General features: G+C 64.3%; 17 protein-coding genes. 10 read left to right on the top strand and 7 right to left on the bottom strand.

The genetic code is table 11. The features are described 5' to 3' along the window. Position 1: 1 nt before the first annotated feature. The 6 genes from ABZX92_RS08295 (at position 2) to ABZX92_RS08270 (ending at position 4,750) form a co-directional block, all read left to right on the top strand. Positions 2 to 814 carry a hypothetical protein gene (locus ABZX92_RS08295; RefSeq protein WP_355555368.1) on the top strand — a complete coding sequence of 271 codons (813 nt, stop codon included), beginning with the start codon at positions 2 to 4 and terminating at the stop codon, positions 812 to 814. Positions 815 to 1,093: 279 nt separating this feature from the next. Next, complete coding sequence (locus ABZX92_RS08290) at positions 1,094 to 1,711, top strand: hypothetical protein (RefSeq protein WP_355555367.1); 618 nt, start codon at positions 1,094 to 1,096, stop codon at positions 1,709 to 1,711. 157 nt (positions 1,712 to 1,868) lie between these two features. After that, complete coding sequence (locus tag ABZX92_RS08285) at positions 1,869 to 2,429, top strand: hypothetical protein (protein WP_355555365.1); 561 nt, start codon at positions 1,869 to 1,871, stop codon at positions 2,427 to 2,429. A gap of 78 nt (positions 2,430 to 2,507) precedes the next feature. Beyond that, positions 2,508 to 3,092 (top strand): hypothetical protein, encoded by a 585-nt coding sequence (locus ABZX92_RS08280; protein ID WP_355555363.1) that lies wholly within the window; start codon positions 2,508 to 2,510, stop codon positions 3,090 to 3,092. A gap of 103 nt (positions 3,093 to 3,195) precedes the next feature. Then, positions 3,196 to 3,603, top strand: coding sequence for a YciI family protein (locus tag ABZX92_RS08275; protein ID WP_355555361.1), 408 nt, complete (start codon positions 3,196 to 3,198; stop codon positions 3,601 to 3,603). Position 3,604: 1 nt separating this feature from the next. After that, positions 3,605 to 4,750, top strand: a complete 1,146-nt coding sequence (locus ABZX92_RS08270) for a DUF6596 domain-containing protein (RefSeq protein ID WP_355555359.1) — start codon at positions 3,605 to 3,607, stop codon at positions 4,748 to 4,750. Between the two features lie 49 nt (positions 4,751 to 4,799). Here the strand turns inward: ABZX92_RS08270 and ABZX92_RS08265 are convergent, their stop codons facing one another. The 4 genes from ABZX92_RS08265 to ABZX92_RS08250 form a co-directional block, all read right to left on the bottom strand. After that, positions 4,800 to 5,357, bottom strand: coding sequence for a ferritin (locus tag ABZX92_RS08265; RefSeq protein ID WP_355555357.1), 558 nt, complete (start codon positions 5,355 to 5,357; stop codon positions 4,800 to 4,802). 100 nt (positions 5,358 to 5,457) lie between these two features. Continuing rightward, positions 5,458 to 6,645, bottom strand: coding sequence for an arginine deiminase (locus ABZX92_RS08260; RefSeq protein ID WP_355555510.1), 1,188 nt, complete (start codon positions 6,643 to 6,645; stop codon positions 5,458 to 5,460). Positions 6,646 to 6,792: 147 nt separating this feature from the next. Continuing rightward, a complete protein-coding gene (locus tag ABZX92_RS08255; RefSeq protein ID WP_355555355.1) occupies positions 6,793 to 7,566 on the bottom strand; it encodes a CPBP family intramembrane glutamic endopeptidase in 774 nt (257 codons plus the stop codon). A 10-nt stretch (positions 7,567 to 7,576) separates the two neighbouring features. Beyond that, positions 7,577 to 8,341, bottom strand: coding sequence for a DUF2470 domain-containing protein (locus ABZX92_RS08250; protein ID WP_355555353.1), 765 nt, complete (start codon positions 8,339 to 8,341; stop codon positions 7,577 to 7,579). 78 nt (positions 8,342 to 8,419) lie between these two features. Here ABZX92_RS08250 and ABZX92_RS08245 point away from each other — a divergent pair, with 78 nt between their 5' ends. The 3 genes from ABZX92_RS08245 (at position 8,420) to ABZX92_RS08235 (ending at position 10,296) form a co-directional block, all read left to right on the top strand. After that, the gene (locus tag ABZX92_RS08245; RefSeq protein WP_355555351.1) at positions 8,420 to 8,884 is read left to right on the top strand and encodes a hypothetical protein; all 465 of its coding nucleotides are present in this window, start codon (positions 8,420 to 8,422) and stop codon (positions 8,882 to 8,884) included. Beyond that, positions 8,881 to 9,387 carry a hypothetical protein gene (locus tag ABZX92_RS08240; protein ID WP_355555349.1) on the top strand — a complete coding sequence of 169 codons (507 nt, stop codon included), beginning with the start codon at positions 8,881 to 8,883 and terminating at the stop codon, positions 9,385 to 9,387. The genes ABZX92_RS08245 and ABZX92_RS08240 overlap by 4 nt, the downstream gene beginning before the upstream one ends. A gap of 441 nt (positions 9,388 to 9,828) precedes the next feature. Next, on the top strand, positions 9,829 to 10,296 hold the full coding sequence (locus ABZX92_RS08235; RefSeq protein ID WP_355555347.1) for a CAP domain-containing protein: 468 nt from the start codon (positions 9,829 to 9,831) through the stop codon (positions 10,294 to 10,296). 1,246 nt (positions 10,297 to 11,542) lie between these two features. Here ABZX92_RS08235 and ABZX92_RS08230 read toward each other — a convergent pair. Beyond that, the gene (locus ABZX92_RS08230) at positions 11,543 to 11,752 is read right to left on the bottom strand and encodes an ATP-binding protein (RefSeq protein ID WP_355555345.1); all 210 of its coding nucleotides are present in this window, start codon (positions 11,750 to 11,752) and stop codon (positions 11,543 to 11,545) included. A gap of 2,663 nt (positions 11,753 to 14,415) precedes the next feature. Here ABZX92_RS08230 and ABZX92_RS08225 point away from each other — a divergent pair. Further along, positions 14,416 to 15,636 (top strand): MFS transporter, encoded by a 1,221-nt coding sequence (locus tag ABZX92_RS08225; protein WP_355555343.1) that lies wholly within the window; start codon positions 14,416 to 14,418, stop codon positions 15,634 to 15,636. Between the two features lie 394 nt (positions 15,637 to 16,030). Here the strand turns inward: ABZX92_RS08225 and ABZX92_RS08220 are convergent, their stop codons facing one another. After that, positions 16,031 to 16,693, bottom strand: coding sequence for a response regulator transcription factor (locus ABZX92_RS08220; protein ID WP_355555341.1), 663 nt, complete (start codon positions 16,691 to 16,693; stop codon positions 16,031 to 16,033). Positions 16,694 to 17,268: 575 nt separating this feature from the next. Continuing rightward, complete coding sequence (shbA, locus tag ABZX92_RS08215; protein ID WP_355555339.1) at positions 17,269 to 17,898, bottom strand: RNA polymerase sigma factor ShbA; 630 nt, start codon at positions 17,896 to 17,898, stop codon at positions 17,269 to 17,271. Positions 17,899 to 18,545: the final 647 nt, after the last annotated feature.

Genomic DNA, 18,545 nt, shown 5'->3' with positions numbered 1-18,545 from the left:
GGTGGACGACGACCTCGACGCAGAGCTGCGCAGGCTCTTCAGCGACGATCGGCTGGACGTCCACGCGACTCCGGACGCCACCGACGCGGTGCTTCGCGGTGCGGACCGCAGGCGACGCCGGCGCTCGGCCGCGAGCACCGCGCTGGCCGTGGTGGTCCTCGTCGGTGCGGGAGTCGGGCTGACCCAGCTGCGCTCGTCGAGCGACCACACGGCGGACGACCTGCTGCCGACGTCCGTGCCGTCGACCTCCTCGCCCACGCCGTCGACCAGCACCGTCTACTCGACCTCGGTCGTGACGGTCGAGGTCCCGCCGTCCAATCCGACCGCGGGCAACCCCGGCACCGGAAACCCCACTCCGGGCACCTCGACCAAGCCGCGCACGACCACCCCGCCGCCGCCCCCGCCCCCGTCGGAACAACCGAGCAAGGTGGACGGACTCGCGCTGGGGATGACGGAGGCGGACGCGCTGAAGACCGGATCGCTGAAACAACCCGGCACCGCGGCCGATCCGCAGGGCAAGTGCACCGCGTACGGGACGAAGAGCGTGCCGGACAGCAATGCCGCGGTCATCTCGCCCGCCAGGGGAATCGTGTGGCTCACCCTGCCGAGCTACGCGAAGACGAGCAAGGGTGTCACCGTCGGCACGAGCGTGGCCGACGTGAAGGCCGCCTACCCGACCGCCACGCAGACCGGTTCCGAACTGCGCGTGGAAATGGTCGCGACGCCCAAATGGTCGTACGTATTCGAAACCGACGGCGCTGCGGTCACGGTCGTTCGAATGCGGTTGAACTCCAGCGACTGTCCCGGTTACTGATCATTTGATCTCGTCGAGGTCCCGCCGCTCTTGGGGGTGCGGCGGGACCTCGGCAGCTGTTTGAGCTGCTCACGGCACTTGCAGGCGATTTGAAGGTTTCTTGCAGGTCGGTGGGGCATGGTGGAGCCCGTTCGTTTCCCCGTGCTGCGGGGCTATTTGTCGTGCCCGGAATTCGATTGTTTTCCGTGACTTTTCTGTGACGTTCGAGTTTGCAACCCCCGGGTGGTGCCGGCGTCTTAAGGGTATCTCGAAAATGAGCACAATCCTGGGGGTACGGAAATGAACAGCTCGATCAAAATCGCACTCGTCGCCGTGGTCGGCGTCGCCGCGATGACCGCGTGCACATCCGCTCCGGCGCCGAAGAACAACGTCGCACCGCAGACGTCTTCCTCCACTCCGATCTCGGAGACGTCCTCGCCGCCACCTCCCGTGGTCGTGACCTCGGTCGTGACGCAGACGGTGACCAACCCGCCGCAGCCGCAGGCCGTGGTCAAGGTCGACAACCGCATCGGCTACGGCGCGCTCAAGCTCGGCATGTCGCTCGACGAGGTCCGCGCGGCCGGCCTGACCACCCTGACCTGGGAGAGCGACGGCGACGCCAACTGCGTCGCAGACGGCAGCCTCGCGATCTCGAAGAAGTTCGGAATCGTCCGCATCTCACTGCCCGCGGACGCGAAGACGTCCAAGGGCATCGGCGCCGGATCGACGTTCGCCGAGGTCAAGGCGGCGTACCCGGATGCCCGGGAGTACCGCGACGGTTGGTCGACGACGTTGAGCGGCAAGGCCGGCTACGCGTTCCTCGGTGATCTGCGCAACGAGCGGTTCGCCGACTCGGACGTGGTCATCGGCATGAAGCTCACCTCGTCCGACGCTGACTGCGCGATGGCCTACCTCTGACCTGTCGTACCCGCTCCGCTGGGGGTGGGGCGGGTGCGGCACCCACATTCAGACGGCCTGCAGAGGCTTGCAGGCCACCTGGAGGTTTCTTGCAGGCCTGCCAACCAGAGTTGGCAGCGTCGAACACGAACGAACCAAAAGTCCCGGGGGGACCACTGTGAACCGCTCGCTCGTCCTCGTCAGCGCCGCCGCGGCTCTTGCTCTGTCCGCGTGCTCGACCACTCCGCACAGCAGCTCCGCGCCGACGCCCACGTCCTCACCCACCGCGCCGGCGGCCACCGAGGTCGTGACGCAGCCGGTGACCAACCCACCGCCGCAAGCCGTCACGAAAACCGACAACCGCATCGGCTACGGCTCGCTCAAGCTGGGCATGACGCTCGAAGAGGCGCGCGCGGCCGGTCTGACCAACCTGACCTGGGAGAACGCCAACGCGGGCTGCGCCGCCGACGACAGGATCGCGGTCTCGAAGGAGCACGGCATCGAGCGCATCACGTTGCCCGCGGAGGCCAAGACGTCGAAGGGCATCAGTGTCGGCTCGACCTTCGGCGACGTGCGGAAGGCCTATCCGACGGCCTCCGAGTACCGCGCGGGCTGGTCGGCGACCATCGACACCAACGCTCACTACGCGTTCCAGGGTGAGCCGGGCAGCGACGCGAACAAGGTCGTGACGATCAAGCTCGGCGCGAACGACGTCTCCTGCGCGATGGCCTACCTCTGATCTGGTGCCCGCCGCACTGGGGGTGCGGCGGGCATCGCACCGACACAACCATGAACAACAAGTCCTGGGGGACCTGAAATGAACCGCTCGCTCATCCTCGTCACCGCTGCTGCCGCTGCTCTCGCACTGTCGGCCTGCACCTCGACTCCGGCACCGCACAACGACGCCGCGCCGCCGTCGACGACCTCTGCCTCGACCCAGCCGCCCGCCGTGGCGACCGAGGTGGTGACCCAGACCGTCACGAACACGCCCGCGGCGCCGGCGAAGCCCGTGATCGGCTCGTTCGGTTACGGCCCGCTCAAGCTCGGCATGACGCTCCAGCAGGTGATGGACACCAAGCTCATCGGACCGGACAGGACGAACGGCGGGGAGACCTGCACGTCCCACGAAATCCTCGGCACCGGGCAGTTCGTGTGGGTGTCCAAGGCGAAGGGGCTCGCGAGCATCACCTTCTCCCCGGCGATGTCGTCCGACGGTGTGGGTGTCGGTGCCACCGAGGCGAAGCTCAAGGCCGAGTACACCAACCTCGAGCCGATCGGACCCAACTACAGCTATGTCGCCAAGGCCGACAACAACCCGGCCGCGAAGTTCGTCTTCGGGGTGCTCGACGGCAAGGTCACCGCGGCCTTCCTCACCCTCAACGGCCAGGACTGCCACAACTAGCGAAAAAATCTTGAGACGCGGTGTCGAGAAACGTCGAACGGCTCCGTCCCCGTGGTGAAAGCGGCCAGGATGGGTCGCAACAGCACTGAGGGAGACACCCGAGATGGCCAAGTACCTGCTGCTCAAGCACTACCGCGGCGCCCCGGCACCGGTGAACAACGTGCCGATGGACCAGTGGACCCCCGACGAGATCTCGGCCCACATCCAGTACATGAACGACTTCGCCGACAAGCTCAAGGACACCGGCGAGTTCGTCGACGGCCAGGCGCTCGAGATGACGGGCGCGTGGGTCCGGTACGACGGCGAGGGCAAGCCGCCGGTCACCGACGGGCCGTTCGCGGAGACGAAGGACCTCATCGCGGGGTGGATGATCATCGACGTCGACAGCTACGAGCGTGCCGTCACGCTCGCGGGGGAGCTGTCGGCGGCACCGGGCAAGGACGGCAAACCGATCCACGAGTGGCTCGAGGTCCGTCCGTTCTACGGCAACGCGCCGACGATCACGGAGTGACGTGGAAGAAGCACTGATCAGGAGCCTCACCCCGGCCGTGCTCGGGATCCTCGTCCGCCGCGGAGCCGACTTCGCGGCGGCCGAGGACGCCGTGCAGGACGCGTTGGTCGAGGCGATCCGGGTGTGGCCGGAGGATCCGCCGCGCGACCCGAAGGGCTGGCTCGTCACGGCGGCGTGGCGCAAGTTCATCGACGCCACGCGAGCCGAGACGGCGCGGAAACGCCGTGAGGAGCACACCGAGCCGGAGCAGGGACCCGTTCCCGACACCGACGACACGCTCCAGCTCTACTTCCTCTGCGCACACCCGAAACTGACGCCGTCGTCGGCCGTCGCGCTCACGCTCAGAGCCGTCGGCGGACTGACGACGCGCCAGATCGCCCAGGCCTACCTCGTACCGGAAGCGACCATGGCGCAACGCATCAGCCGCGCCAAGAAGACGGTCGGCGACGTGCGGTTCGACCAGCCCGGCGACGTCGCCACCGTGCTGCGCGTGCTCTACCTGGTCTTCAACGAGGGCTACTCGGGCGACGTCGACCTGGCCGCCGAGGCGATCAGGCTCACCCGGCAGCTCGCCACCGTGATCGACCATCCAGAGGTGGCCGGTCTCCTGGCCCTGATGCTGCTGCACCACGCCCGGCGGGCCAGCCGGACCGCCAAGGACGGCAGCCTCATCGCGCTCGCCGAGCAGGACCGCGCGAAGTGGGACACGAGGCTGATCGCGCAGGGCGTCGAGATCCTGCAGAACGCCCTGGCGAAGGACCAGCTCGGCGAGTTCCAGGCGCAGGCGGCCATCGCGGCCCTGCACGCCGACGCGCCCAAGGCCGAGGAAACCGACTGGGTGCAGATCGTCGAGTGGTACGACGAGCTCGCGAACCTGACCGACAGCCCGATCGTGCGGCTCAACCGCGCGGTCGCGGTGGCCGAGGCGGACGGCCCACGTGCCGGGCTGAAAGCGTTGAGCCAACTCGATCCCGAACTGCCGCGCTACACGGCCGTTGCCGCATACCTCCACGAGCGCGACGGCGATGAACGAACAGCGGCCGGGCTTTACGTCGAGGCGGCAGGGAAAGCGTCGAACCTCGCCGAGCGGGAATACCTCACCCGGCAAGCGGCGCGGCTGAACCGAAAAGGCCCGCCGCACCAGTGAAGGTGAGGCGGGCCCGTATTTCAGGCACTCGTGCGTGCGAAGGAAAAACTCAGAGTGCGCCACCGGCGGCGGTCGGGGCGCTGGCGCCACCTTCGTCGCCCACGGTTTCGCGGGTGAGGTAAGTCTCGACGTAGAACATGTTGCCGTCCGCGCGGTCCATGATCGTGAGCAGCGTCTTCATCGAGGAGACCTCCTCGACCTGCTCCTTGAGGAACCACTGCATGAACTGCTCGCCGATGTAGTCGCTCTCCTCGCGGGCGGCCCTGGCGAGCGCGACGATCTGGTCCGTGACCTGCTGCTCCTGGCGCAGGGCGAGGTCGACGAGGTCGCGCGGCGACTTGAATTCGTTGATCGGCGTCTCGGTGCCGGGAATGGCGACCGCGATGTCGTTGTCCATCAGGAACTGCACGATCATCATCGCGTGGTTGCGCTCTTCGAGAGCCTGCTTGTAGAAGTGCGACGCGAGGCGCGGGAGGTCCTCGTTGTCGAACCACACGGCGAGTGCGATGTACTGCTGCGAAGCGGAGAACTCGTTGCCGACCTGAGCCTGCAGGAGCTCGTGGAACTTCGACTTCTTGGACAGGATCTTCTTCACGTTCGAGGCCATGCGGAGTACGTTATCCCAGAACGGTGATCTTCGCATTCCAGGAAAAGCTAACCTTTGTTTGGAAAGGTGATCCAAACAAAGGTTAGGCATTCCTAATGATCTAGACCAGGGGTGCGCGGTCAATCGGGCACGACATGCAGCGGGGCCCGCCGCGGCCGGATCCCAGTTCCGAACCGGCGATCCGCAGCACCTCGATGCCGTTGGCCTCCAGGCGCTCGTTCGTCTCGACGTTGCGCTCGTACGCCACGACCAGACCGGGGCCGACCGCCAGCGTGTTGTTGCCGTCGTCCCACTGCTCGCGCTCGGCGGTGACCGGGTCGAGGCCGGTGTCGATCACGCGCAACCGCTCGATGCCCATCGCCTCGGCCGCCGCCTCCAGGAACGGCACCGGGCCGTCGACGCGCACGCCACCGTTGCCGTCGGAGCGCACCGGGTACGCGGACAGGTTGTCGCTGATCGCCGGGTACATCACCACGGCGTCGCGGTCGACCATCGTGCAGACGGTGTCGAGGTGCATCGTGGCGCGTTCCTGCGCGATCGGCACTGCCAGCACCGTGTGCGCGAGACCGTCGGCCAGTGCGGACCGGGCGAACGACTCCGCGCCCGCCGGGGTGGTGCGCTCGCCGACGCCGATGGCGATCACGCCCGGTGCCAGCAGCAGCACGTCGCCGCCCTCCAGCGGGGCTGAGTGGGCGCCGTACGCGCGGCCCGTGCGGCGGAACCGCGGGTGGTAGGCGTAGATCAGGTCCGTGAGCGTCGTCTCGCGGTCGCGGGCGGGCAGCGCGAGCGAGGTGATGGCCACGCGGTCGCCGACCCACACCGACGAGTCGCGGGTGAAGAGCAGGTTCGGCAGCGGGTCGACGGCGAAGTCGATCGGCAGGTGCATCTTGCGCACCAGCGACGCGCCCTCGGCGGCCGGCAGCTCCTCGAACGTCATGCCGGTCATCAACGCCTGCGCCAGCTGCGGGGCCGGCAGCGAGGTGAGGTGGCTGCGCAGCGCGTCGGCCAGGTCGATGCCGAGCCGGCGCTCGTTGACCGCGCTGTGGATGCCCGCGATGCGCGCCCGGTTGTCCTCAAGTGCCTGCGTGAGCACGTCCGCCAGCAGCAGGACCTCGACTCCGCGCGCGGCCAGCGTCGCGGCGAACGCGTCGTGCTCCTCCTGGGCGCGGCCGACCCACGGCACGCCGTCGAAGAGCAGCTGGTCGTTGTTGCGCGGGGTGAGCCTCTTGAGCTCGTTGCCCGGCCGGTGCAGCAGCACCGTGCGCAACGGGCCGACCTCGCTGTCCACGCGGGGCGCGGCGTCCGGGATTGCTTCCGTCTCAGCGATCGTGTGCGCAGTCACCGGACGAGCGTAACCCTGAACAGCACAAATCGCCGCTGCTGCGCCTGGAATCGCAACGAATGGTGCAGAATATTCGCTGCGACCATTGAATCGTTAAGGCAACCAGCTCACTTTGCCGCGCAACATTGTGTAACCGATGAAAGCGACGACGTCGAGGATCGTGTGAGCGATCACCAACGGCCACAGCCTGCGGGTTCGCTGCCAGTAGAAGCCGAAGACCAGGCCCATGACCAGGTTGCCGATGAACCCGCCGAAGCCCTGGTAGAGGTGGTACGAGCCGCGCAGCACGGCGGCCGCGAGCAGTGCCGTGTACTTGCGCCAGCCGAGCTGCTCCAGCCGCGTGATCAGGTACCCGACGACGAGCACCTCCTCCGCCCACGCGTTGCCGGCGGCGGCGAGGATCAGCGCCGCGCTCATCCACCACTGGCTGTCCAAAGTGGACGGCTGAACGGCCAGGTTCAGCCCGAGTCCCCACGCGGCGAAGTAGAACGCCAGACCGGGAATGCCGATGATCGCGGCCAGCCCCAGCGCACCGAGCGAGTCGGCGAGCTTGCGAGTGCCGTCGAGACCGATGACCTTGAGCTTGATCCCGGTGCGCCACAACAGGTACAGGCCGATGCCGCCCCACGCGGCGAGCTGCAGCACGCCGAGCAGCTGGGCGATCAGGTCGAGCAGGTCGGCTTTGGCCTGCGGGACGTTGATCGCGACCGACTGCTGGTTCAGCGGGGTCGGCTGGAGCAGGCTGTCGATCAGCCGCACGAGGCTGCGCAGACCGGACAGACCGAGCGTCATGCTGAAGACGATCAGCAGTTCGAGCTGGTAACCGCGCTTCTCGTCAGCGTTGATCTCCGGGGCAATCAAGGTCACCCGCGCGAGGCTACCTCTGGGACAGGAACGGGCAGCCCATCAACCGGCGCAGCTCTCCGGCGAGTTCCTGGGGCGTGCTGACCGGCTTCGAGAACGCGATCCGCACGTCGTGGTCCTCGCACTCGGCCTCGACCCGCAGCCGCAGCCCGAACCGGTCGAGCCCGAGCGGTCGCACCTGCCCGCCGCGCAGCTCCTCCGGCAGATGCCTGGCGAGCTGTCCGACGACGTCCCGGTGTGCCGCCTCCAGATGCCGCAGCCAGTGGTCCTCGTTGCGGCAGAACGGGTCCGGCGTCGCACTCGCGAACTGCTCCGGCCGGATCGACGACGTGCCCTCGGCGTCCGCGATCACCAGCGACGCCGGTGTGAGCCTCAGCACGGACGCGCCGTGGCCCGCGTCCAGCAACCGGTGGTCCGGGCGGGCGTCGGCGACCGCGAGGATCTCGTCGCGCGCCTCCTGGCCGTCCAGCGCGGTGACCCAGCCGGTGAGCCACAACAGGCCGCGGACGGGCTCGCGCAACGGCACCGGGGCCTGGTCGGCGATCTCCAGCATCGCCGTCACCTCGGCCCGCGGGGTCTGCCACAGCTGCCCGACCAGCGGGTGCTCGTCGGCGAGCAGCAAGATCGTCGTCCCGCACGGGTGCACGTGGTGGAACAACGGGCTGGTGCGGGATCCGGCCTGAGGAAGCAGGGCGGCGTGACCACCGCGAGCCGCGATCGTGCGAGCGCGCTCTGCGGCGTGCGGCGCCGGTGGGCGCTTGGTCTGGGTGTCGGTCACCGCTGCACCTCCTCGAAGGTTAGGCAAGCCTAACTTAGCTGCGCTCCTGATGGGAAGCGTCACCTGTACGGTTGACAGGTGGTCGTGCCAAACAAGCCTTCCACCGAGGTGACGGCGTTGGATGATCGGTGGACCCGGTACTGCGTCGACCGATCGAGTCGCCGTGCCCTGATGTGGACCGTCCTCGCCGCGTCGGCCTTCGTTCTCCAGTTCGTGCTGGTACTTGTGTGGTCGTGGTCATCTCCGGTGGCGCTGCTCCTGCTCTTCTTCGCCGCGGCTGTGCTCTGGGTGGTGACCCGTCGCCGTCCGGTGCGTTTACCGGAGGATGAACCGTGGCATTTCGCCCATGTGCAGTGGGAAGGAGGGCGTCTCGTCGTGTTGTCGTCGCCGCCGCTTCTGTTGACCTTGCGCGTGGGGCCTCTCCTCCGCGGACGCATCGCTCGCCACCGGCGCGTGTGGTTCGTGCCGCCGGACTCGGCCGGGAACACCGTCGTCACGTTTCGCGGGGTACCGCAGCTGATTCCGGCGCGAGTGCAGAGATGATCCCCAAGATCGGCGTGGAGAACTGGGCCGAGACCTGCTTGGCGCGGGCGGATCGGCGCGCGGTCGGGCACATCATCTTCGCGGTCGTGGCGTTCGGTGGTGTGTTGATGATCCATTGGTTGTGGCTCACCGTGCTGGCCGTCCCGGTGGCGCTGGAGCTGGCCGCGCCGGGGTTGCGGCACTTCTTCCAGCGGCGGGGGACGTTGCAGCTGATCGAGCGTTTTCCGTTCCGGCCGGTGTCGGTGAGCTTCGTGCCCGGCCGGCGGATCGGGCGACAGGCGTACCTGAAGGTGCACGACTCGGAGAAGAACCTGCGGCTGCCCGAGCTTCCGGAACGGGCACGGGTGCTGGTGCGGCTGCCCAGCCTGCGCGCTATCACTGCGTTCGCGTCGCCGTCGGCGGCGCCCAGCACGATTCGTGACCGCGGCACCTCAAGATGCTCAGCACAGCCCCGCCGCGAGAGGGCGTCCTGCGCCGGGTATGAGTGGTGGTCTTCTATCTAGGATGATGCAGGTTCCGACACCGAAATCATCGCCAGAGCAGAACGCCACCGCCGGATGCGGATGAGCCCGGCACGCCGCCTCCGTCACATGCCGCGCCAGATCCCACATCCGCTCCGGTCGATCCGCGCCGTACACGACCGCCAGCACCGCCCGCAGATCGCGCGCCTGCTCGAGAGCGTTGTCCAGCAGCCACCACAGGCCAGCCCACGCGCCGGCTTCGGCGAGATTCAGAGGATCGTTAGCCATAGTCCTTCTCCAGACACCCTCTTAGCCAGGTACGACGACCAACAGTGCGCGGTTGTGTGTTCATCCGTACCGACTCGGACACGAACCCTGCACGAGGGCGCTGGTGAAGCTCAGAATGAGGATCGGACGACAGTGAGGAGGCCGCCCGTGCCCAGGAGCCGCAAACGTAAGCGCTCAGACGGCTCCGTTGCCCGAATGCGCACCCGTGCCCCAGAACGTGGTAAAGAGATCAAGTCGGAAACGCCACCAAAGCCGAAAGCGGCAACGGTGCACAGCAAGAGCTACCAGTCTTCCAAGGAAGACAGCGTCACGTGGCTCGTGAACGAGGTCAGGAAGACGGCGGGGCTGGCTCCCCTGCGCACCGACGAACACTTGCGCACAGCTGCCAGGAGACACAGTGCCGACATGGCCAAGTGGGGCTACTGCGCGCACGAGAGCCCTGACGAGGTGACGCCGGAGCAACGTATGCGGGCGGCCGGTCACACGCGGCCCGGCGGTGAGAACGTGGCCAGGGGCCAGCGGTCGCCGCATGCTGTGATGGATGCCTGGATGAAGAGCCCTGGTCATCGTGCGAATATCCTCAGCCCAGATTTCCGCACCATCGGTGTAGGGGTCGATCTCAGCACTAGCGGTCCGCACTGGACGCAAAACTTTGGCTACTGAGCTTTAGAACGGTCGCCACGGTCAGATCCTGCCCTTTTCGAACGTATCGTCTCCACGCGAGTGGCGTACTCAGCCACGATCGCTTCGGACTCCTCAACGTTCTGAATTCTCCACGTCGTCGTGATCGCATGCGCGTCGATACATTGACTCGATCTTCACCAGGGGGTGAATTTCACGGTGGAGGAAATATTTCATCGGCGCATTGTCTTAGCTGTCTGCGATCGTATCCATGAACAGAAGAATCTCGAGGTTCGCCGATCGGATCGAAGCGTAGGTCGAGCCGCTGCCGCAGGGCCGGACCAGTCGCCAACCGTTTCGGTGCGGTGGAAACGCGTGGGTGTGTGGCTGTCGAGTGAGCTGGCAGTCCGCATGTCGCGAGCCAGGTGTCGCCGGACTTGCAAGAGTCAGCCAAGCAGGTGAACGGGCAGTCTTTATGGCACAGGCGGGCATTTCCTGGGCCGTACTGGCAGACGTTCGAACGATGTCGGACAGCTGACGATGTGTACGTTCCTTGTGGCGCGGAGCAGATTGTTCAAGACGAGCTCCGGCTCAGCCGCGATTCGGCTGGCGAGCTCGGCTCCCGCTGGGTTTTGTGTGCATTAGAGCATCAGCTGCGGCGGATCCTAACCTCGTCGAGTGCTCACTCCAGGTCGTTGTCACGCATGGCGATAAGGCTGTCATGGCCGCGGCAAGTACGCTTGCTTCGATACTGCTCGACGGTGTACCACGTGATCGGCTGACGTGTCCGATCGAGTTTCCCGTCACGTGCGCCGTCCCTGACGACCTAGATGACGACGGTCGCGCGGCTTGGCACGAGAACGTGAACGTCGCCTCGGTTCTGGTATCTGCTTATGCGGCAAGGGATCCAAGCGCGATCCAGCTAGTGGCGGGCGCCCTGTGTGGCGCTGGAGTCTTCGAGGTGATGGCCGCCTGGTGACAGCGGCGGCACCACAAGCTTGACCGCCACGCGTCTTGGTTGGGTAAAGCGATGCGCGCCGCCGAGCAGTCGACTGCGCCAGGCCTGCCTACCTCGCACAACGATGACGTGGTCGCTGCGCAAACAGAAATCGTCTGTGTTCGCGGCAAGCGGCCATGCGCGTGTCTATGCGCGCCGCTAGGAGTTAGTGCCGGTCTCGACGATGTTGCTGCCGTGGATGAGCCGGTCGACGATCGCGGCGCAGAGACGTGGGTCGTGACGGTCGTGGTCCAGCCGCTGAAGCTATCGCTCGAAGCGATCGCGACCGACTTATTCTCCTCGCGTCCAGGCGGTCTCGTAACGGGTGATGGTCATGAGCAGGATCTCGTCCGCAGCCTCCACGAGTTGCTTGACCAGATTGGCCGACGTATAGCGGACGCGGAGGCCAAGCACGATGGCCTCGGTGCCTAGCACGGTGAGTAGCTGAGTTCTGCGGGTGCCGGAGTCGCCGATCAAGCACAGCCGCCAGCCTTTCTTCACCTACTCGCAGGTGGCCACGATGGACCACCGCTGGATCGACGTTTGGGGTTGACGTCGAAGTCGAAGGCGGGCAATGACTTCTCAGGCGGGAACGCGGCTGCTTTGATAAGGCGTTCGGAGCGGGCCCAGTCGTCGCACTCGGCGATAGACAGGCCGGCGAGGAACCCGCAGTAGGACATCTGCTCGCGCGCTGCTGTGTCTGCCGTCGTCGCCTCCCCGAACTGGGATCGTGGGTGATCACAGCATCCAGCAGGCTTGATACGCAGCGGCGTCGGAGACCTGCTCGATCAGTCCTAGATGGCGTGGCTTGCTCGCGGCTGTAGTTCCTTCAGTTTGCAGCGACGGCAGCGAAGCAGCCGGTCATAGATGAGGCAACCCGTTGTTACTTCAGGGAAGAGGCAGGTGCCGTGACGGGCAGAAATCATCGTTACCGGGAGACGATGACCGCCTGATGGTCTAATGTATCGACCCCTACCTCGACTCGACGGGAAGAATGGAGAATAGCCATGACTATGACTCGAACACGACGTTTGGCATACATAACGGTTGCTTTCGCTCTGGGTGCTCTCGCGGCATTTAGTGGCGAAGCCAGCGCTCAGACTTACGTAGGAGACGCTGGAGGAGCGTACTTCTATGCTGACACGAACTACCACGGCCAATACGAACTAGCCTATGGTCACGGCTGTAAGAATCTGGCATCTCCGCAAACTGCTTCATCTGTTCGCCCAGTCGCTCCATTATTCGCCAGTCCGCAGGTGCCATGGAAAAAGATGACCCTATGGACAGGGCTGGGCTGTACGGGCACGGCGGTAATAATCACGAATGACGTGCCTAATCTGGCAGAAATTGGGCTTGACAACAACGTTGCGGCGGCCAGTTTCAGATAGTCGGGTGTCTAGCTATGCAGCGATGACGTGAGTGCTGGTAGAGCCACTCGAGTTTGAAGTAACCGCGGGACATCTTGTGCCGATGCCGCCGTTAGTGGCGCGCGATCACAGCACCAATGCCGGCATCGAGCGCGGAGAAAGAAGAGGCTGGTGGCGCCGTGTCGGACATAGTCCTGCACGGGACGTGGTCGGCATGACCGGCAGGTCAGTGCATGCGATCGATCGCCTGCGCTTGGGGTGTGCGAACGGTAGTTCGATCACACAACTCACCCCTGCGGTGGCGGAGTGATGACGCCAACACGGCCAGGACGTGGCCCATCATGATCAGAGCGATGGTCATCACATCGCCTTCAGCACCCCAGACGCTCACATATGTGTGCACTTACCTTAGGTACCGCGAAACTCGGCCCACTATCGGCATGTGCACGGCATACGAGTCTGGGATGACCTGATTCGATGCCCATTCACGACAGCGAAATCGCCGTGCATCATGACGGCTCCGGGCGGGACCTACGCACAAGCATCGCAGCCCTTCCTGATCGTACCCGAGTCCTCCGCCGGCACTGAGCGCGGTAACCGTTGGCCGCGCCCGGTCGAACGGCGGGCAGGTCCGCCGGGCAAGTCGGTCGGACTCAAAGCGAGACTCGGAAGCGAGCAAGTCACCGATCAGCTTGGTGTCCCTTAGACCTACTTCGCCCAGGAAATGCAGTGTGGCGTCCTTACAACATGGGCGAGAGCACCCATGAGCCGCATCTGCGGCAAAGGCCAGGCACAGAACCGATTCGTGCTGGTGAAACCCGCACTGCGGCCGCATAGACAGCAACGGCAGTAGTGCGCCGAGGCGTCGTAGCCGGGCCAGGCACAGCGCCCGGCGGCGGCCTCGACGCTTGCTGGAATCTCGGACCCGCACGGCTACCACCCACGAGCTTCCTCTCGACCGCGGCGTGGCGGAGAGCGCGCAGGAACGTATCTGACTCTGAGGTCCGTAGTTTCGATCCTGGGGCTCGAATAATTCGGAGGTGATCACCGGAAACTGCGCGAATCCCCGCAGCAACCGTTGCGCCAGAGCCACTCTGTGCTCCACCGCTGAGCCGCTGAGGGTGCTCACCTGCAGCTCGTCCGCGCTGACAACAAGGTGCAACGGACCGTCGTTCGCGTCCAGACGCGCGTACATCCCGCCGCAACCGGAGAACGACTCGAACCGGAGCTGGTCCCCGGTGCGGGCGACCACCGGATCGCATTTACCAGCAATCGAGGCGGGGTGAATGTATCGGATCGATGCCACCTTCGTCACCAAGCGCGAACCTGCGGCTACCAAGTCAGGCTAGGCGACGAAGCCGTAATAGAACATAGGTTGTTCTTTCGCAGCCACACTGCATTGTCTCCGGATTCCTGCAGGCGAGCACACCATCACCAGCACCGGATCGGCGGAGATATCGATAGCTGTTCATCCTCATCCCACCTCACCCTAGAATCCCACCATATCCATACGAGGCGACCTGAGACCTGCACACTGGCCACACCTGCACCCAAGTCGGCGAGGTCCAGATGGTGAGGCAACTGGACCCGCAGTCGCGTCTATTGGGGAAGCGTCCGGTGCACGTAGTGACAAGGTGTTGAACTGTCGTGTTGACATCTGACCCGGCTAGCGTAGGTTGTTATTGTGCCAGTCGATTCATATCCTCTTTGGGGAGGTGGTGAACATGAGGCCGCCCTCTTGGTGAATAGGTTCGTGATGCGGCAGGTGTAGGCACGCCAAGTTGCGCTTCGGATTGGATGGACAGCTTGCGCGATGTGTCACTTCTTGGGAACGTCGACTTCCGCCGTTTCTGGGGTGCTACTTCCATTTCAGCGCTCGGCGACGGTGTCACTTCTGTTGCGATTCCGTTGACAGCGATTGTGGTGCTCCATGCCAATGCGGTTGAAATTGGCATTGTTACTGCTCTGGCGTGGTTGCCTAGCCTGCTATTCTCAGTGCACTTGGGATCTCTTGTCGATCGCTTCGGGCGGCGTCGTGCCATGATGATCGTGGCCGACGTCGTCCGGCTGATCCTGCTGATCGGACTTTGGATAAGCTACACCCTGGGTGTCCTTTCCTTCCTTCAGCTATTTGTTGCATCGTTTTTGCTAGGCGTTTTCTCGGTACTGTTCACCGTGAATGAGAACTCGTTGTTCGTCGCGCTGGTTCCGTCGGATCGGTATGTCGATGGTCAGGCGTTGTGCGAAGGGGGCAGATCCCTGGCCTTTCTTGTTGGGCCAGCGGTCGGGGGGATGCTTGTTTCGATGCTGTCCGCCCCTACTGCATTGTTGGCAGATGCTGCTTCGTTTCTGTCTTCCGCGTTCCTGCTCGGCAGAATCAAGGTGAATGATCCGCCTCGTCAGGAGGGACGGATCTCGGTCGGGGAGGGGTTGAGCTACATCGGCCGCACTCTAGCCGTGCGTGTGCTCTTGCTGATCACCGCGACCGCCAATCTGTTCAACATTATGTTCACAACTATGGTGATGTTGTACCTGGTTGAACAGGTACGACTGAGCCCAGTGGTGATCGGTGTCGTGATAGGCCTGGGCGAGGTCGGCGGATTTCTCGGTGCTGCGACATGCTCCCGCCTGGCCCGTCGCTTCGGTGTCGGCCGAACGCTTCTCGCCGGCGTTTTGCTCTCCTCGTTGCCGCTGTTAGCGATCCCGTTGACCGGAGTTCTTGCCATGATCCTGGCCGCGTCATCGGCGGCAGGATTCGGTGGGGTGATTCGGGATATCTGTGCCGGGACGTTGTTCAGCGCGCTTGTGCCCGACAACCTTCGTTCTCGAGTCAGAGGCGCGTTCATGGCCGTTAGTTTCGGCGCACGGCCGCTCGGCGCGCTGCTTAGCGGTGTTCTAGTCACTTTGATCGGCCTGCCATCGATGCTGGTGGTGGCCGCGGCAGGTGGCGCTTTCGCTACCCTGTGGCTGGTCAGATCACCACGCAGGTTGTTCAGCCTCACCCCGGCTCAGGACTGAAACGATGTTTTGCACCAACATTGGCCATGTCGGCGTGGCATACCGCCGCGACATCTCGGCATCAGTCCATATGAGTGGCACCTTCAGGGCGGTTGGCAAGTGAGAGTGAGCGGTCTTGCTGACTTCGCTGGAGCTTTTGTCCCACGGTGGTCGCGCAGTCATGGAACGGCGGCACCGCGACTACTTCATCCGCATGACGGATGAGGTGTTCTAAGGCCAGCTCGTCCCCGATCAGCTGAAGATCGCCAGGATGGGCTTCATCATGATCACGCAAACCTGCGGATGGCGCTTGCCTCCAGGCTTGGCAGGCAGGAAGACTCTGAGGCCGGAGGGCAGCTTGCAGTAAGCCTCGTCGTGTGAGGCGGCAAGGCGCGGCGGCGAAACGGAATTAGCGTCACCGGGGCGCGACGATCTTGACGCCGACCCCGCGGATCGTGTGCAGGTAACGAGGTGCGGTCGCTGACTCGCCCATTTTGCGGCGTAGCACGAATAAGTGGACGTGAATCGTCTGCAGGCTGACGGAGTTGGACTTCCGCCACACGTGCTCTGTGAGCGCTCGCTTGCTGACGACCTCGCCCGGACGCTCGGCGAGGTGGGCGAGCAGGTCGAACTCCAGTCTGGTTAGGTCGAGAGGCTTTTCTCTAATCGTCACCGTGCGGCTGGCGCGGTCGATGAGGAGTTCGCCGACTGACAGTACATCCCCTGAATCAAGGTTCGGCTGGCCGAGCAGCGCCTCGACGCGCGCGGTGAGATCCTCGGCGGATAACGGTTTCGCGGCGAAATCGTCAGTGCCGGCGCCGAACAGGCGCGCGACGGTCATAAAATCGTCCGACTCGTCCAGAGTGATTACCGGCACGTCGCTGATCCCTCTGATCAACTGGAGTACATGTACGGCGTCAACACCGAGCACGACCAGGTCCGGCCTATCTGAGATGAACGCAGGCATCGTCCCATACGCCGTCGACACCGCTTTAACCGAATGACCCAGCTCTGCGAGCTCTCGCACGAGCGACCTCGTGGCCGGGACATCCTTATCAATTATCAGGAGCTTGTACATGGCCCGACAAGGTCTTCTCGACGGAGTTGGGGCTTTGGCGGCTTCGCTGCCGCTAAGGGACGTTAAGGCAGGAATTCCTTCCTCAACAGGCACCTACTTCTGGTCAATGACAGCGTTGTCGGACATTCTTTGCGCCTTCGCTGGAATGCCGGGACGGTTAGCTGGCAACGCTGACCCTGCTATTTGCATCGATGCTCGTCTTGGACGAGTACAAGCGCGGTAGTACGGGCGTGTGCACGCACATGCACGTCTATGCACCAGGCGGTGCTTCGAGAGGTGCGGCTACGAGCTTGGCCTGAACGTGTAGGTGTTCGTTCCGCGGAATGGTCCGTAACAAGCACAGGGGCCTTTCTGGGCGCGATGATCTGCTCGTTCCCTCGCCACAACCACGGCCGAGCAGGATACTTACACGACCGAGGTCCAGCGATGCGGGAGGCATCGCGGCACCTGGCCTGCGCATCGGTTCGCGCTCAAATCGATCAGATCGTTGCTGCTGTTGCTGAACCTTGGAGGTCGGCATCGGCGGTGGATCAAGGGTTATGTTGAGGAGTTCTGGGCGCTGAGCCGGACTCGGTTCACCACGCGAAACCTTCGGCCAGGAGACCTTGATCAGCACGCACCATGGAGCGAAGCTTTGTCAGGGCGCGGTGCTGCGTAACGCGAACCCCGCCGGAAGTGGATCCGACCGCGCGGGCAGTCTCCGCGGCGGACAGTCCGACAACGATTCGAAGGACAAGGACTTCCTTTTGGCGGGCCGGAAGTTCGTCGAGCAGCTTGCCAAGCCGGGTGGACAGCTCCGCGTTCAACGCCAGCTGTTCAGGTTCCTGATCGCTGATACTGACATCCGGTGTGTCGGCGACCGGATCGGCTCGGTTGCGCGCCCCGGCGCGGACAGCATCGCAGACCTTGTGCGAGGCGATTCCGTATACGAACGGCAGAAAGGGCATGCGGCGTTCACATAGCGTTGGCAACGCTCGCAGTATGCCGAGATAGATCTCCTGAGCCACGTCTTCTGGAAGAACCAGCGCGCCATTGATCCTATTGATGCGAGCCCGGCAGTATCGAATCACCAAGGGCTGCAATAGTGCGAGCAGGCGCGTTGTGGCACCGGCGTCCCCCGCTGACGCTGCCCGCGCTTCCGCTTCGATCTGGCGTTCGACGGTCGAACTGGACGAGGCGCTCTCTTGTCGTAGTACGGTGATCACGAACTCCAGACGCGGCTCATGGGCCGACCTCGACCTGAGCATTGAGCAACTTGTCACGAGCGCCTCGCAGCTGCCATTCGATCAGGATTTGCGGTCAGGAAGCGAGACCAGGAGTGGAAAAGTGGTCGAAGAGGCAGGTTCTACTGCGCGTCGATACCTCTGCGGGTGCCGACTCACCGGAAGGCAACGCGTCGATCAGCTTCCGCAAGAGCTCCATCGCCAGGCATCTGACTACCTGCGAACATGTGGCTTTGCCTCTCGGTTCATCAGCTCAGTACCGATCGCCTGTCATCTCTGTGTTTCTATGGTTGGTAGTGGCTGAACGCCGCGTGTCGATGCCTGTTTCGTTGCGATGCAGAGGAAGTTCTCGCGTTGCGACTGACTTTCGGCGGGCAACGGTCGAAAGAGGTGTTCCTCAGCTCGAATGCCATCGACTATCATGTCCCGGTTATTTCCGGCAAGCTGCAGGTGTCGAATCGATTTGTGTTTGTAACGATGGATTTGCGCGCGGTGGTTGCGACCTACATTTCGCGCGCTCACGCGGAACTGCAAGTCACGCCTCGATGTCCACGCCCATCTCCTCGGCGATGCGGGCCGCCTCCGCCAGCAACGTCTCGACGATCTGCGACTCCGGCACCGTGCGGATC

This window comes from Lentzea sp. NPDC006480, assembly GCF_040611995.1.
In the GTDB taxonomy this organism is placed as follows: Bacteria; Actinomycetota; Actinomycetes; order Mycobacteriales; family Pseudonocardiaceae; genus Lentzea.
Note: the sequence above shows the minus strand (reverse complement) of the source record. Positions and strands in the feature narration are given on the sequence as shown.

Coding starts and splice junctions, on each gene's coding strand:
- ABZX92_RS08290 (WP_355555367.1), top strand. CDS start 1,094: ATGAACAGCTCGATCAAAATCGCACTCGTCGCCGTGGTCGGCGTCGCC.
- ABZX92_RS08280 (WP_355555363.1), top strand. CDS start 2,508: ATGAACCGCTCGCTCATCCTCGTCACCGCTGCTGCCGCTGCTCTCGCA.
- ABZX92_RS08275 (WP_355555361.1), top strand. CDS start 3,196: ATGGCCAAGTACCTGCTGCTCAAGCACTACCGCGGCGCCCCGGCACCG.
- ABZX92_RS08265 (WP_355555357.1), bottom strand. CDS start 5,357: ATGGCCTCGAACGTGAAGAAGATCCTGTCCAAGAAGTCGAAGTTCCAC.
- ABZX92_RS08240 (WP_355555349.1), top strand. CDS start 8,881: ATGATCCCCAAGATCGGCGTGGAGAACTGGGCCGAGACCTGCTTGGCG.
- ABZX92_RS08235 (WP_355555347.1), top strand. CDS start 9,829: ATGCGCACCCGTGCCCCAGAACGTGGTAAAGAGATCAAGTCGGAAACG.
- ABZX92_RS08225 (WP_355555343.1), top strand. CDS start 14,416: ATGGACAGCTTGCGCGATGTGTCACTTCTTGGGAACGTCGACTTCCGC.
- ABZX92_RS08220 (WP_355555341.1), bottom strand. CDS start 16,693: ATGTACAAGCTCCTGATAATTGATAAGGATGTCCCGGCCACGAGGTCG.